General features: G+C 65.9%; 12 protein-coding genes and 1 pseudogene. 3 read left to right on the top strand and 10 right to left on the bottom strand.

The genetic code is table 11. From position 1 onward, the window contains the following. Nucleotides 1-2 precede the first annotated feature (2 nt). Nucleotides 3-1,814 carry an alpha/beta-hydrolase family protein gene (locus JZY91_RS10425; protein ID WP_234947796.1) on the bottom strand — a complete coding sequence of 604 codons (1,812 nt, stop codon included), beginning with the start codon at nucleotides 1,812-1,814 and terminating at the stop codon, nucleotides 3-5. Nucleotides 1,815-2,017: 203 nt separating this feature from the next. On the opposite strand from JZY91_RS10425, the gene JZY91_RS10420 reads away from it, so the two are divergent. Both JZY91_RS10420 and JZY91_RS10415 read left to right on the top strand, forming a co-directional pair. Further along, entirely contained in the window at nucleotides 2,018-2,752 is a 735-nt protein-coding gene (locus JZY91_RS10420; RefSeq protein ID WP_234947795.1) for a glycerophosphodiester phosphodiesterase family protein, read from the top strand. A gap of 4 nt (nucleotides 2,753-2,756) precedes the next feature. After that, nucleotides 2,757-3,681 (top strand): annotated as a pseudogene (locus JZY91_RS10415) (DUF5926 family protein). Here JZY91_RS10415 and JZY91_RS10410 read toward each other — a convergent pair. The 9 genes from JZY91_RS10410 to JZY91_RS10370 form a co-directional block, all read right to left on the bottom strand. Then, the gene (locus tag JZY91_RS10410; RefSeq protein ID WP_234947794.1) at nucleotides 3,674-4,231 is read right to left on the bottom strand and encodes a type II toxin-antitoxin system RelE/ParE family toxin; all 558 of its coding nucleotides are present in this window, start codon (nucleotides 4,229-4,231) and stop codon (nucleotides 3,674-3,676) included. The pseudogene JZY91_RS10415 and the gene JZY91_RS10410 sit on opposite strands and share 8 nt — an antisense overlap. Beyond that, on the bottom strand, nucleotides 4,228-4,536 hold the full coding sequence (locus JZY91_RS10405; RefSeq protein WP_234947793.1) for a type II toxin-antitoxin system Phd/YefM family antitoxin: 309 nt from the start codon (nucleotides 4,534-4,536) through the stop codon (nucleotides 4,228-4,230). Before JZY91_RS10405 ends, JZY91_RS10410 begins: the two co-directional genes overlap by 4 nt. A 52-nt stretch (nucleotides 4,537-4,588) precedes the next feature. Continuing rightward, nucleotides 4,589-5,779, bottom strand: coding sequence for an imidazolonepropionase (gene hutI / locus JZY91_RS10400; RefSeq protein ID WP_234947792.1), 1,191 nt, complete (start codon nucleotides 5,777-5,779; stop codon nucleotides 4,589-4,591). A 25-nt stretch (nucleotides 5,780-5,804) separates the two neighbouring features. Further along, nucleotides 5,805-7,496, bottom strand: coding sequence for a urocanate hydratase (gene hutU / locus JZY91_RS10395; RefSeq protein WP_234947791.1), 1,692 nt, complete (start codon nucleotides 7,494-7,496; stop codon nucleotides 5,805-5,807). Between the two features lie 172 nt (nucleotides 7,497-7,668). Next, nucleotides 7,669-9,066, bottom strand: a complete 1,398-nt coding sequence (locus JZY91_RS10390; RefSeq protein ID WP_234947790.1) for a YjiH family protein — start codon at nucleotides 9,064-9,066, stop codon at nucleotides 7,669-7,671. A gap of 22 nt (nucleotides 9,067-9,088) precedes the next feature. Further along, nucleotides 9,089-10,225, bottom strand: a complete 1,137-nt coding sequence (locus JZY91_RS10385; RefSeq protein ID WP_234947789.1) for a CaiB/BaiF CoA-transferase family protein — start codon at nucleotides 10,223-10,225, stop codon at nucleotides 9,089-9,091. A 13-nt stretch (nucleotides 10,226-10,238) separates the two neighbouring features. Then, nucleotides 10,239-11,405, bottom strand: coding sequence for an acyl-CoA dehydrogenase family protein (locus tag JZY91_RS10380; RefSeq protein WP_234947788.1), 1,167 nt, complete (start codon nucleotides 11,403-11,405; stop codon nucleotides 10,239-10,241). A 124-nt stretch (nucleotides 11,406-11,529) separates the two neighbouring features. Continuing rightward, nucleotides 11,530-13,071 (bottom strand): histidine ammonia-lyase, encoded by a 1,542-nt coding sequence (gene hutH / locus JZY91_RS10375; protein ID WP_234947787.1) that lies wholly within the window; start codon nucleotides 13,069-13,071, stop codon nucleotides 11,530-11,532. A gap of 33 nt (nucleotides 13,072-13,104) precedes the next feature. Continuing rightward, nucleotides 13,105-13,839 carry an IclR family transcriptional regulator gene (locus tag JZY91_RS10370; RefSeq protein WP_234947786.1) on the bottom strand — a complete coding sequence of 245 codons (735 nt, stop codon included), beginning with the start codon at nucleotides 13,837-13,839 and terminating at the stop codon, nucleotides 13,105-13,107. Between the two features lie 37 nt (nucleotides 13,840-13,876). On the opposite strand from JZY91_RS10370, the gene hutG reads away from it, so the two are divergent. Further along, complete coding sequence (hutG, locus tag JZY91_RS10365) at nucleotides 13,877-14,836, top strand: formimidoylglutamase (RefSeq protein ID WP_234947785.1); 960 nt, start codon at nucleotides 13,877-13,879, stop codon at nucleotides 14,834-14,836. Nucleotides 14,837-14,865: the final 29 nt, after the last annotated feature.

Raw genomic sequence — 14,865 nt, 5'->3', positions numbered from 1 at the left:
CCCTAGTACCCGTACTTGGACGGGAAGCCGCCCGGGGGTTTGCGCAGCTTCACCGCGTCGTTGTGGATCCACTCGGAGGCACGCTGCAGCTGCGCCTCCGTCAGTGCACCGTCGCCCTCGCCGTGGATGACGGCGTTCCAATACGCCACCGTCTCATCGTGGTAGTTGTGGCCGTGCGGGCTGGGCACCTCCTGGGAAGCGAGCTGGTCCACGCCCACCTGCCAGAACGTCACCAACGGCATCCACCGTAGGGTCTGCAGCACGTCCAGCTTCTGCGCCTCGGGCGCGAGCTGGCCGCGCGAGCCCGGCTCTTTCAACCAGTCCGGCGCCTTCCAAATCAGGCTGGGCTCCCACCACACCACCGGGTCCGAGGCGTGCTGGGCGAACAGGTAGCGCGGCTCCTTCCACTCGTTGGCGTACGCGTCGCCCTTGTAATCGTGCTTCAAGTGGTCCGGGTGGGCAGCAAAGCGCGCGTGCCGGCCGCCGTCCACCAGCGGCAGGCGCTGGGGGCTTCCTGCTTCTCGACGTTTGGTTAACTCCCTGTGGTTCTTCGCAAACCCGGGTACACCGGTGAACACGCCGCCGGAGGCGCCCTGCATGAACTCCTCGACGGATTGGAAAATGTCGGACACGCCGTAGGCTCCGAGCGATTCGCCGCCGACGTAGAGTTTTGGCCTCTGGGATTCGTCGATACGCGCGAGCTCCCGCCGGATCGCCTGGGCCAGCACGCGGGAGGAGCGCACCGGGGATTCGTGGTCCGCGACGTAAGAGAACGCGGACGGGAGGAACGAGTACTGCATGGAGACGATCGCGCAATCGCCGCGGGTGACAAACTCCAGGCCGGAGGTGTGGAAATCGTTCACCCAGCCGGTGCCGGCGCCGGACATGATGGCGATGTGGGAGCGCTCGAACGCGCCGGTGCGGCGCATCTCCGCGATGGCTTCCTCCGCCATCGCCTCATAATTCGGCGACTCGTTCTGCTCAAGGCCGTGCAGCCCAACGAAGATGCGGATGGGGTTCTTCGCCTCGGTGCCCTCGCCCAGCACGCGCTCGATGTGTTCCTTGCGCGGGCCACCAGCCACGGTGGCGCGACCCTGGCGGCCCATGTCGCTCCACTCCACGTGGGATTCGGGCGAGCCGGAACGCTCAGGTTCCGTCGGCTGGTCCGCCCCGCGCATGAACGCGCGATCCAGCTCCGCAGCCTGGCGCGACGCCATGGAAAGCACCTGGCGGATCACCAGCCGGTCTGTGAACACGAGCAAAAAGCCGCCGCCCACCGCAATCGCCAGCGGCCAGGAGGTCACCGGCGGCAGCTTCTTGCCAAACAGGCTGTTGATGGCGTCTACGAAGGATTGCACAACCTCGCCGAGTGCCAGCACCGCGCCGTAGCCCACGGTGCCCAGTGCGAGGCCGATTACGGTGTCCCAGACGGAGTACTCGCCCTCTACCTCCACCAGCTCCTCCTGGTCACTGCGGCGGCAGATGGCCAAGCCGTAGAAGCCCAGCGTCACACCCGTCATGGCTAGGCGCGCCGGGCGGGGCAGCGGACCTGCTTTGCGCTGTGCACCCGGCCGGATCACCTGCGCCGCCGCGGTGGCCACACCGTGGCCGATGCCCTGGAGCACGGCCGTGTTCGCCGCGGTGGTGGTCCACTTATGCGGCAGCAGCGACGGGGAGACGGCGCCCCAGGTGGCAATCTCTGCGCCAATGGCGCCGGCACGGAAACTCTGCGGCAGGCGCTGCAGGCCGCGCAGGCGCAGCGCCGGGGTCAGGTCCGCGAACACCTGCAGCGCCGCAACTGGCGCGGCCAGCAAGCCGTCGCGGCTGATGGAGGTAGCTGCGCCGGGAGTTGCGTACTGCGTTCACCGCCTCCGGCACCTTTGCATCCAAGGAGCCGGGAAGGAAACGGAGCAGGGTGCGGGGGTTGACGGAGCCGAGGTCGAGCATGGTGCTCATTGTCCCAAAAATCGCGAACTCACGCGGGCGGGGAGCGCGGGCCGGGAGTACGTTGGCTGGCGTGACTGAGATTGTGGCGCACCGCGGATTTTCCGGCCTGTTCCCCGAGCTCACGCAGCGGGCGTTCGTAGAGGCACTGAAGCTGCCCATTCACGGCATTGAGTGCGACGTGCGCCTAACCCGGGACGGCAAATTGGTGGTGTTCCATGACGCCACGGTGAACCGCACCACCAACGGCACCGGCACGGTGGCCCGCATGGATTACGCGGAGCTGGCCAAGCTGAACAACGGCACAGAGGAAGATCCGCAACACATCTTGCTCCTGGAGGAGCTGCTGGAGCTCATGCAGGACTTCCCGGACAAGCACATCTATATAGAGACCAAGCACCCGACCCGCTTCGGCCCAGAGGTGGATGAGCAGACGCTGCGCGTGCTGCGCTACAACCATTTGAGCGATTCGGAGCGCGTGCACGTCATTTCGTTCTCCCACAGTGCGGTGCGGTACTTCACCGAGCATGCGCCGGAGCTGGAGACCTACTACCTGTTCCGCCTCCGCGAGCGGCAGTGGAACCCCACAAACCAGATGTTCTCGCGCCCCTTCGGCGTCGGCCCTGGTTTGAGCCACTTGCAGGCCAAACCGGAGCTCCTGGGGTTCCGCGGGCTGAAAACGTACACGTGGACCGTGAACACTCCGCGCGAGATGCTGTGGTGCGCGGACAACGGGGTGGACGTGCTGGCTACGGATCTGCCCAACCTGGCGGTGGATACGTTCAATCGGGCCACCGGTACGATCTGAGGGCATGGCTCCTAGGAAACCGAAGAAGCAAAAGGCCAAGGACGTTCTGCCCGAGGGCATGACCCGCCGCGAGGCCAAGCTGGCCGCCCGCGCCGCTGAGCGCGAGGCGTACGCGAAGGACCCGCGCCCGTTCGCAGGGTTGGCAATGGAGGCGGACCTCATCGCGCTGCAGGAATTCGTCCCCTCCGCAGTCGCGCAGGTTGAGGTGCAGGGCACCCCGGTCAACCTGGTCACCGTCCTGCCGGGCGCCGGCGCGGCAATGGTGCGCGCGAAGAACGAGGGCGGGGAGCGCTTCGTGGCCCTCCAGGTCGGCTCCCACTCCCAGAACCCGGGCCGCGACCTCGCGTACGCCCTCAACTGGGTGCTTTCCGCTGAGCCGGGTTCCAGCCTCGGCTCCACCGTCGCGGATGGCTCGCAGCCGGAGCTTTCCACGCTTATCGACGGTGACTCGAACCTCACCATCTCCGAGCACAACGACTTCGCTTGGTGGTTCCCGGAGGGTGCGCAGATCCCTGCGGAGGTCCGTCAGGCACTTGCCCGCGCGAACGATGCCGTGATGCCGTCCACCCAGGTCAAGGCCGATGTGCCGGGCTCTGTCTGGTGGGTCAACCCGGGCGGCGGCAAGGCCCACATCCGCTGGGTGCGCCCGGAGGAGAATGAGAACCAGATGCTCTCGGCCCTGGCCCGCATTGCCGCACGCGGCGAGCTGAACTTGGGCGAGGGCACCAAGTTCGCCGGCGCGTTCCGCACCCACGGTGTGGTTGTGCCCGTGTGGGACCTGGACCCGGAGATGCCGGCCGAGTCCTTCGCAGAAGCGCTGGTGACCTTGAACAAGGCGATCGAAGAGGAGTATGCCTCCGACGCGCAGCTCAACGCGGACGAGCGCAAGCAGCTTGGACAACATCAAGTCCCGCCAGGTGACTATTTAGGCCTGCTCCAGTGCTCTGCAAGGAGCTTCTGAGCCTTCTCCTGGGTTAATCCTGCTATTTGGGCGGCAGAGAGCTGCAGCTGTTCCTTCAGGGCTTGTTTGAGCCATTCCGGTAACTGGGGTGGGGGCTCGGCGTGGCTCCTCATGTCGAGGTACAGCTGCCCCATTTCCTCGATTACCTCGACGAGTGGCCGGGTTTCAGGGGCGCCGTTCAGTTTTACCGCCTCAACCCGTTTCTGCATCTCTTGGTAGATCTCGCCGTCCGACCGAGCGCCAGCAGCCCACACTTCCGCTATCTCGATGATCGCATCATGTTGCTCGCTGCGAGCAATCCGCCAAATGATCCGGTAATGGCGGTTGCCTGCCACGAGCTTCCGGAAGCCCACCCGTGCCCCCAATAGAGGTTCGCCTGCATGAGGGGATTTCTCCAGAAAAAGAATCCGTCGGAAAATGAGCCGCGAGATACTCGGATCTCGCTTTTGCAGGTGCCGAATATCCGCAACTGCATCCGCAGTTAGACGGACAGTCGCTCTTGGCGGCAACTCACTCATAACCTGCCGGTAGCTATCTCTTCGGCGAGTTCCGCCTCAAGCTCGGTACGGCTAAAACCGAACATCTCAAGCGCATCGTCAAGGTCGGTTCGTTCCCCGCTGTCGGTAACAAAGCGTGCCATCACAAGCGCAGCATCAAGCAGAGACTCCTGGGCTTGCCGGAGAGTGGCCATCTGGTCCGCAGATACAACCTCAGCAACGACACGTCCGTGGCGCGCCAGCGCGATAGGTTCACCCGATTCGGCAGCCGCAACCAAGCCCGAAATGCCGGAACGAGATGCCTCGGTGATAGAAAGCGTCTTCATGCCGAAAAATCTACCCAGAAATCTAGGTAGATTCAACGGGGTGACGCTGCCGCTACCCGTACACCTTCTCGCCGGCCACCCAGGTCTGCCACGTAATCGGCATGCCGGGGCGGTAGGCGAGGTTGATGGCGTTTTCCGCATCCAAGATGTGCAGGTCCGCTGCTGCGCCGGGCACCAGCGTGCCCTTCGCCGGGCGCCCCTGAGCATCTTTGCCGTCGCCCACGTTGTGGCGGCGCAGTGCCTTCGCACCGCCGGTGGTCGCGGCCTCGATCGCCTCATCCAGCGTCAGGCGCTGCTGCAGCACCGCGGTGGTGACGCAGAAGTTCATGCTGCTGGTGAAGCTGGTGCCCGGGTTCAGGTTGGAAGCGATCGCCACGGTCGCGCCCGCATCGATCAGCTTGCGGCCGGGAGCCAGCTCCTCGCGGGTGGACAGGTCGCACGCGGGCAGAAGCGTGGCGACAGTATCCGAGCCCGCCAGAAGCCGGAAATCCTCCTCGGACAGGTAGTTCACGTGGTCCACGCTGGCGGCACCCATCTCTACGGCAAGGGCGACGCCCGGGCCCTCGCCCAACTGGTTGCCGTGCACGCGCACGCCGAGGCCGGCAGCCTTGCCGGCCTCGAGGACACGGCGTGACTGCTCCTCGTTGAACGCGCCGCGCTCACAGAACACGTCGATCCACTGCACGTGGTCCTTCACCGCGTCCAGCATCGGGCCGATGACCAGCTCCACGTACTCCTCCGCGTCCGCGCCCGGCGGGACCAGGTGGGCGCCGAGGAAGGTCACCTCGTCCACGTGGCGTGCGGCCACGCGGGCGGCTTCCGCCTCGGACTCGACGTTGAGGCCGTAGCCCGTCTTCGTCTCAAAGCAGGTGGTGCCTCCGGCGTGGCCGGCGGCGATCCGCTCGCGGACCAGCTGGTCCAGGCGTTCCTCACCGGCGGAGCGGGTGGCCTCCATGGTCACCGCGATGCCGCCGGCGGCGTAGGACTCGCCCGCCATGCGCGCCTCAAACTCCTCGGCGCGGTTGCCGTCGAACACCATGTGCGTGTGGCTGTCCACCCAGCCGGGCAGCACTGCGCGCCCGCCCAGATCAATCACCTCATCCACCTCCGCGTCGGAGGGCCGTTCGCTGGCGGGGCCGAGGGATTGGATCAAGGGACCGTCGATAAGCAAGAAAGCGTCCTTGATGGTGCCCTGCTCGGAAACGGTGCGGAGTTCGCTGATGCCGGTGAAAAGGGTGCGCATGGTGTCCTTTCCAGCGTGGATGGGGTTAGTCGCGTGCGTTGAACGGCATCGGGATGCGCACGCCGCGCTCCTCCGCCACCTCGTGTGCGCGGGTGTAGCCGGAGTCCACGTGGCGGATCACGCCCATGCCCGGATCGTTGGTCAGCACCGCGCGCAGCTTCGCCTCCGCGATCTCGGTGCCGTCCGCGACGGTGACCTGGCCGGTGTGGATGGAGCGGCCCATGCCCAGGCCGCCGCCGTGGTGAATGGACACCCAGGTTGCGCCGCCGGCAACTGCGGTCATGGCGTTGAGCAGCGGCCAGTCCGCCACCGCGTCCGTGCCGTCCAGCATGGACTCCGTCTCGCGGTACGGGGAGGCGACAGAACCGGAGTCGAGGTGGTCGCGGCCGATCACGATCGGGGCCTTCACCTTGCCCTCGCGGACAAGGTTGTTGAAGATCACGCCGGCCTTGTCGCGCTCGCCGTAGCCCAGCCAGCAGATGCGGGCGGGCAGGCCCTCGAACTCCACGTACTCCTCCGCGGCGTCCAGCCAGCGGTGCAGGTGCTCGTTGTCCGGGAACGCTTCCTTGATGGCCTGGTCGGTGACCTTGATGTCCTCCGGGTCGCCGGACAGCGCCACCCAGCGGAAGGGGCCGAGGCCCTCGCAGAACAGCGGGCGGATGTAGGCGGGCACGAAGCCCGGGAACTCGAACGCGCGGCCGTAACCGGCCTTGCGGGCCTCATCGCGGATGGAGTTGCCGTAGTCGAACACCTCCGCGCCCTCGTCCTGGAACTCCACCATCGCCTGCACCTGGGCGGCCATGGACTCGCGGGCCTTCTTGGTGAAGGTGACCGGGTCCGCGGCCGCCTCGGTGTGCCACTCCTCCACGGTGTGCTCGGTGGGCAGGTAAGACAGCGGGTCATGCGCCGAGGTCTGGTCGGTGACAATGTCCACGGTCAGCTCACCCGCGCGGTGGCGGCGCAGCATCTCCGGGAAGACCTCGGCGGCGTTGCCCACGAGGCCGACGGAGAGCGGGCGCTTCTCCTCCTTCGCGGCGGTGACCAGCTTGATGGCCTCCTCGAGGTCCGTGGTCACCTCGTCCAGGTAGCGCTTTGCCTGGCGGCGCTTGAGGCGGGACTCATCCACATCCACGATCAGGCAGGCGCCGCCGTTCAAGGTGACGGACAGCGGCTGTGCGCCGCCCATACCGCCGCAGCCGCCGGTCAGCGTCAGGGTGCCGGCTAGGGTGCCGTCGAAACGCTTGCGGGCCACGGCCGCGAAGGTCTCGAAGGTGCCCTGCAGGATGCCCTGGGTGGCAATGTAGATCCAGGAGCCGGCGGTCATCTGGCCGTACATCATCAGGCCCTCATCCTCCAGCTCGCGGAAGTGCTCCCAGTTCGCCCAGTCGCCCACCAGGTTGGAGTTGGCGATGAGCACGCGCGGTGCCCACTCGTTGGTCTTCCACACACCCACCGGCTTGCCGGACTGCACCAGGAGCGTCTCGTCGGACTCGAGGTCCTTCAGGGTCTCCACGATTGCGTCGAACGCTTCCCAGCTGCGGGCGGCACGGCCGGTGCCGCCGTAGACCACCAGATCGTCCGGGCGCTCCGCCACCTCGGGGTCCAGGTTGTTCTGCAGCATGCGCAGCGGCGCCTCAGTCTGCCAGGACTTCGCGGTGAGCTCAGTGCCGCGGGGTGCGCGGACCTCGCGTGCGCCTTCGGACCAGTTCTTTGCCATGAGGGTGTCCTTTCATGTTGCCTAATCGTGCTACCGGTTTGAGAGTAACGCCGGTCACAACGTCGAGAAAGTGTGTTTTGTCGTCGTCTGTCTCGCATCCGAGACCGACGGGTGGGGGGGTGAAAACCCGAGCGCTGCGCGCGGGTGCACGGGTGTTCACTCGGGTTGGGATTTAGAAAATCAAGTGCGCGATCGGCACGGTGAGGAGGATGGAGAGCACCACGCGCTGGAACCAGATGATCACCATGTGCCTGATTTTCAGCGGGATATCCGTTGCCAGCACGGCCGGGATCATGGACGAGAAGAAGAACACCTGGCTAATGGAAACCACACCGACGGTGAAGCGCAGGATGTCGGACTCGTTGCCCGCCACCAGTGTCGCGGGGAGGAAAAGCTCGGACAGTCCGATGGCGAACGCCTCCGAGGCCAGCCACGGATCCGGCATCTGCAACACCCACGCCAGCGGGTAGAACAGCACGCCGAGCACCTTGAATACCGGTGTGTAGAAAGCCAGCGCCAAACCGATAATGCCCACTGCCATGATCCCCGGGATGACCTGGATGGTCATCAGGATGCCGTCCTTGAAGTTGCGCCAGATGGTCTTGGGAAGCGAATCCGCCTGTGCCAGGAAGGTCATCGCTTCCTTCCACGCGGCGGCGACGACGTTGCCCTCGACGCGCTCCTCCGGCTGCGGCGTTGCGCCGGGGTAGTACTCGTCCGGAATGGTGCTCAAGGGGGGGATGCGGACGATGACGACGGTGACAAGGAAGCACACAATGAGCGTGACCGCGAAGTACACGCCCCAGATGTGCATGAGGTCGAGCGTGCGGGCCACCACAACCATGAACGTCGCCGATGCGGTGGAGAAGCCCGCCGCGATGATCGACGCCTCGCGGGCGCTGTACCCGCCGGTGCGGTAAACGCGGTTGGTGATCAGCAGGCCCAGCGAGTAGGAGCCGAGGAAGGATGCCACTGCGTCGACTGCCGATTTGCCGGGGGTGCGGTAGACGGGGCGCATGAAGCGCTGCACCATCACGCCGATGAACTCCATCAGTCCGAAACCCACGAGGAGGCCGAGGAAGACGGCACCCACCGGGATGAGGAGACCGACCGGGATCACCAGCTTGTTCAGAATGAACGGTCCGAGGCGATCTTCGAAGAGGAATGCGGGCCCGAAGCCGAACACCAGCATGGCGCACAGCACTACTGCCAGCGCAGACAGGAACGCGAAGATGGCTCGTGCAATATCTTCGCGCCATTTGCCGGAAACAAACTGGTAGAGTGCCCCAGCCGTGATCATGACCAGGGTGATGTACGGAAGGGCCCCGCTGAACGTGGACTGCAGCCAGCCCACGATGTGGTCGAGCAAGATCGTGTTCTTCTCCCCGACAGTGAACGGAACGAAGAACGCGAACGAGCCGATGGCGCTGTAGAGGAAGAACCTCCATTTATTCGAGGGATTGGGGTTGTCTACCTCGTGGGGTTCCGGGAGTGATGGAACGGGTGCGATGCCTTCGCCCCGGATCCAACGGGTGCTACCGCCGCGGCGGGTGTTGATGGTGTCCTCCATGGTGACGCTCCTTGTGCGGAAATCAGGTGGTGCGCGGGTCTTCGCCCAGCCAGGACTGAATGCTGTCGTTGTGCTGTCCCAGCTCCGGGGCGGGCCTCGGGGCATCCATGCCGTCCAGCTTGAGCGGGGACGCGAGGGTGCGGAACCCATCCGATTCTTCGACTACCACGCCGCGCTCCTGCGCGAACGGGCTGCGCAACGCCTCATCGAGGTCATACACGCGGGCGGTGGGCACGCCGTGCTCCCCGAACAGTGCGATGGTCTCCGAGAGTGTCTTGGTGCTCAGTGCCTCCTCAATCAGCTCGCGCAACGCAACCCGGTTCTCGGAGCGGGCGACTGGCTCCGCAAAGCGGTGGTCGGTCGCCAACTCCGGGATCCCCAGCGCGTTGGCCAACCGCTCGAACAACCGGTTCGTGGTGATGGCGATGACCACGTCGCCGTCTTTCGTCGCGTATGTGGAAAACGGGGCGGAGAGGCCGTGATCGTTGCCGATACGGGTGGGCGGAACGTCGTCGTAAAGCGCGCGCATGCCCACGGACTCCATGACAGAGACGAGCGAGTCGTACATGGCGAGGTCGATGTGCTGGCCCTTGCCGGTGGTTTCGCGCTGGTAGAGAGCGGAGACGGTGCCGAGCGCGGCATAGAGGCCCGGAACCAGGTCACCGAGCGAGATGCCCACTCGGGTGGGTTTGCTGGTGGGCCAGCCAGTGACGGACATCAGCCCGCTCATCGCCTGCGCGACCAGGTCGTATGCCGGCTCCTTGGCAAGCGAGCTGGTTTGGCCGAAGCCGGAGATGCTGGTGACGACGAGGCGGGGGTTGATCTCCAACAGTTCCTCCGGTGCCAGGCCCAGCTTCTTCAGCACGCCCGGGCGGAAGTTTTCGACGACGACATCGGAGCGGCGGACCAGATCGCGCAGCACCTCCTTGTCGTCCTCCTGCTTGAAGTCGAGCGTGATGCCCATCTTCGAGCGGTTGAACAAGCGGTAGTACGCGGAGGTGCCGTCGACGAAGGGTCCGAACTGGCGCGAATCGTCGCCCCAGGGAGACTCGACCTTGATGACTTCGGCGCCGAGATCCGCCAAAATCATGGAGCAGAAGGGGCCGGCGAGCACGCGGGAGAGGTCGAGGACGCGGATGCCGTGAAGCGGTGCATTCATGGTGTTGCGCCTCCTACACGAACGCGGATTCGCCGGTGATGGCGCGGCCGACAATGAGCTGGTTGATGTCGTAGGTGCCCTCGTAGGAGTAGATCGCCTCCGCATCGTTGAAGATCTTGGCCATGCGGTAATCCGAGATCAGGCCGTTGCCGCCCATGATCTCGCGGCCGAGCGCCACGGATTCACGCATGAGCTTGGAGGTGAACGCCTTGGCCAGTGCGGACTGCTCGTTGTTGGCGGAGCCGCGGTCCTCCATGCGCGCAAGCTGCGCCATCATGGACTCGCTGGCGACCAGGTTGCCCTGCATGGTAGCGAGCTTGTTCTGGTTGAGCTGGAACGAGGAGATCTTCTTGCCGAACTGGATGCGCTCGTCCGCGTAACCCAGCGCCACGTCGAGCGCGCCCATCTGGGTGCCCACTGCTTGCCAGCCCACCGTGGAACGCGCGCTCTTGAACACCTTGTTGATGTCCTTAAAGGAGTTCGCGCCCTCCAGCTTGTCGCTGTCCGGCACGAAAACGTTGTCGAGCGTGATATCGGCGTTCTGCACCGCGCGAATGGCAATGCGGTTTTCCATCAGGGTGGCGGTGTAGCCCTCCGCGGTGGTGTCCACGATAAAGCCCTTGACCTGCTCATCCTCCGGGTCGCGCGCGTAGACGGCGACGTAGTCCGAGAAGGTGGCGTTTCCGATCCAGCGTTTGGCGCCGTTGAGGACCCACCCGCCGTCCACCTTGGTGGCGGTGGTGCGCATGCCCTGGGCGACGTCGGAGCCAGCCTCCGGTTCGGTGATGGCGAGCACGCCGGTCTTGCGTACGGCGTAGAGGTCGTCGAGCCAACGCTCCTTCTGCTCCTCCGAGCCGAGCAGCTCGATGCTGCCCGTGAACAGGCCGTCCTGGCCCGAGAGGAAGGTGCCGACGGAGCCGTCCGCGCGGTGGATCTCCGCGGTAACCAGGCCAGCCAGCAGGCGGGAACGCCCCTGGCCGCGCACGAGGCTGATGATGTTCAGCTCGCTGATGGACGGCAGCAGCTCATGCGGAAACTCGGAGCGGTTCCAGTGGTCCACCGCGATGGGGAGAACCTTCTCCTGCGCCCACTCGCGCACCCGGTAGAGGATCTCTTTTTCCTCTGCGGGCAGCTCGCTTTCAAAGTCGTAGAAATCGCCATTCGGGTACCGGCCAGCCATTATGAGACTCCAATCACACTCGATGCAGAACTATGGTGTGGGCGACAGTCTATGGAGAATCCCGCTGGTCACAATGGGCTAATCGCAGGAGTTGTCTGGGATGCGAGACAGGGCAGTGCCCGGGTTACCGCAGGGCGCCGACCGCGGCCTCCACTGCCGCTACGAAGTCCCCGCCCTTGACCAGCTTCACGGATTGCTCGATTTCGTGGGAGAGGAAACGGTCGGGGCCAGGGCCGGCTACATGCTGGCGCAGTACGGCAACAGCGGCACCAGTGCCGGTTGCCGGCTCACCCGCGCGCATGTCGAGCGCGCGAGCGGCGGTGAGGATCTCCACCGCCAGCACGCGCTGCAACCCGTCGATGCTTCGGCGCAGTTTGCGCCCTGCGGACCAGCCCATGGAAACGTGGTCTTCTTGCATGGCCGAGGACGGGATGGAATCTGCGGATGCGGGCACCGCGTTGCGCTTCAGCTCCCCGACGATGCCGGCCTGGGTGTACTGGGCAATCATGTGGCCGGAGTCCACGCCTGGATCCTCTGCCAGGAACGCGTTCAGCCCGCGGTTGCGCGCCGGGTCCAGGAAGCGGTCGGTCCGCCTTTCGCTTATCGACGCCAAATCCGCGACCACAATGGCCAGAAAGTCGAGCGCGTATGCAACCGGCGCGCCGTGGAAGTTGCCGTTCGATGACACCCGCCCGTCCAACGCCACCACGGGGTTGTCCACCGCAGAGGCGAGCTCCCGGTTTGCCACCAGTTCCGCGTGTGCGATGGTGTCGCGGAAACCGCCGGCGACTTGGGGTGCGCAGCGCACCGAGTAGGCGTCTTGCACCTGCTTCTCCTTGAATTCTTCGGCGGCGGCCTCGAGAATTGGGGACCCGGCAGCAACGGTGCGGATGTTCGCCGCGGCATCGGCCTGTCCGGGGTGGGGGCGCAGCTGCTGCAGGTCGTCTGCGAACACGGTCAGCGTGCCTGTGAGCCCCTCCACCGTCATGGCGGCGGCAATGTCTGCCACCTTGGCGGCTTCTTTCAAATCCGTGATGGCCAGGCAAAGCATGCCCAGCATGCCGTCCGTGCCGTTGATCAGCGCCAACCCCTCCTTTTCCTTCAAGACGAGGGGTGCAATGCCTGCGTCGGCAAGCGCCTGCCCTGAGGGCACGATCTCCCCGCCGCGGACGCGGCACTCGCCTTCGCCGAGGAGCGCGAGCGCGCAGTGCGCGAGAGGTGCGAGATCGCCGGAGCAACCCAGAGAGCCGTGCTCGTAGACCACCGGGGTGATGCCGGCGTTCAGGACGGCTGCGTAGGTCTCGGCCACGACGGGGCGCACGCCCGTGCGGCCGGTGCAGAGGGTGGATAGGCGAAGCAACATGAGGGCGCGGATAACTTCCTCTTCCACCTCGGCGCCGGAACCGGCGGCGTGGGAGCGCACCAGGGAGCGCTGAAGCTGTGCGCGCAGATCCTCCGGGATATGGCGGCGGGCAAGGGCGCCGAAGCCGGTGGAGACGCCGTAGACGGGAGTTGGATCCGCCGCCAGCTCCTCGATGCGGGTGCGCGTGGCGGCGATCTCTTCCAATGCCTCCGGGTCGAGCGCGACCTTGGCGCCGTGGCGTGCAACGGCCACAACGTCCTCGATTGACATAGCCCCGATTCCGACAGAAACAGTACGTGTCATGGGCGCGATACTAGATCATCCAAGTGGCGGCAATCACACGGTGCCGAAGAATTGGGTGCGCAGGTGCGCGGCAGCGGCAGAAAGCGCTGCTACCAGCTGTTCTCGGTTCGCGCTCCCCACGGCGAATGTTACGGCCAACGCCGCTGCCGGGCGCGACAAGTGGTCGAGCACAGCTACGGCGAGAGATTCCTGGCCGGGAGAGATTTCTTCGTGCTCGTCGGCAAACCCCTGGCGTCGATACGCGGCCAGCTGTTCCTTTACTTCGCTGTAGCGGCGGCGCTCGCCCGAGGCGTTGAACACGGCGCGCAGCTCCGTCTCGGGCAGCTGCGCCAGCATGATGCGGCCCGACGCGGTGGCCAGCGACGGCAAACGAACGCCCACCTCCGTGATCAGCGATACCGCGCCAGGCGCACGCACCTCGTGCAGGTAGACGATCTCGGACCCAGCCAGGCGCGACAAGTGCGACGAGCCCCCGGCAAGCTCCGCGATCCGCGCAAGCGGCTTGGTGGCCAGGCGCACCAGCGGCTGCTGCGTGGTGTACGCCTGCGCCATGCGGTACGACGCAAGCCCCAGACCGTATGTGCTGGACGAGCTCAGGTGGACCACGAAGCCGGAATCCTCCAGCTCCCGCAGCAGGTGGTAGGTGGTGGAGCGGGGCAACCCCAGTTCGCGCTGGATGCGGGTGGCGGAAATCGGCGCGTCCGTGGTGGATAGCAGGGCCAAAATGCGCAAGACGTTATGCGCAGCGGGGACCTGGGGCTTGTTCATCGCCATCAGTATGCCCACGGGGCTAGGCTCGGGACGCATGAATACCGTATCTGCACCGCTTTTCACCCCCGCCTCCCCGTGGTCCGGCCGCGATGACGGTCCCGGCCCCGAGCACGCCCGCTGGCATAGCGTGGTGGACACCGCCTCCGAGCCGACCGAGGGGGCAGTGCACCTGCTCGGCTTCGCCTCCGATGAGGGCGTGGAGCGCAACGGCGGCCGCCAGGGTGCCGCGGACGGCCCCGAGGCGTTGCGCGCCGCACTCGGCTCCCTCGCCGTCCACGAGCGCAGGCTGCTTATCGACGCCGGTACGGTGACCACCCAGGAAGACAACCTCGAGAGCGCCCAGCGCGAATTGTCCGACCGGGTGCGCGACCTCGTCGCTGCGCAAGGGACAGAGGGAATCACGGTCGTGCTCGGCGGCGGTCACGAAACCTCTTTCGCCACCCACCGCGGCGCTTACGAGGCGCTCGGCTCGATGCAGATAATCAACTTCGACGCGCACTTCGACTTGCGCTCCGCCTCCCGTCCCACCTCCGGCACCCCGTTCAGGCAAATCGCGGAGCTAGTGGGGCGCGAGGCGTTCGACTACTCCGTGTTCGGCATCTCCCGCCCCAACAACACGAAGGTGCTCTTCGACACCGCCGCAGAGCTTGGCGTGACCACGGTCGAGGACACCGACCTTGCCACCATGACCCTCGCCGAGGCTGCCACCCGCGCAGTGGAGGCGGTGGCAGGTGACCTACCGATTCACCTCAGCATCGACTTGGACGTGCTGCCAGCCTCGGTGGCGCCGGGGGTGTCCGCCCCGGCTGGATTCGGGGTTGAGTTTGCCCTGGTACGCGCCATGGTGGAGGCCGTTGCCGCGACCGGGCGCGTGGCGTTGGTCGATGTGGTGGAGCTCAACCCCGAGTATGACGTGGATGCGCGCACGGCGAAGGCCGCCGCGCGGCTGATCGATGACATCGTCAGCGCCCACGCGGCGGCCGTAGGGGAGTAGCGGCTGGGCGGCCTGTGCTGCCTTGCGGG

Source organism: Corynebacterium sp. CNCTC7651, from assembly GCF_021496665.1.
Lineage (GTDB): Bacteria > Actinomycetota > Actinomycetes > Mycobacteriales > Mycobacteriaceae > Corynebacterium.
The sequence above is the reverse complement of the archived record's forward strand: the minus strand, read 5'-3'. Positions and strand labels throughout refer to the sequence as shown.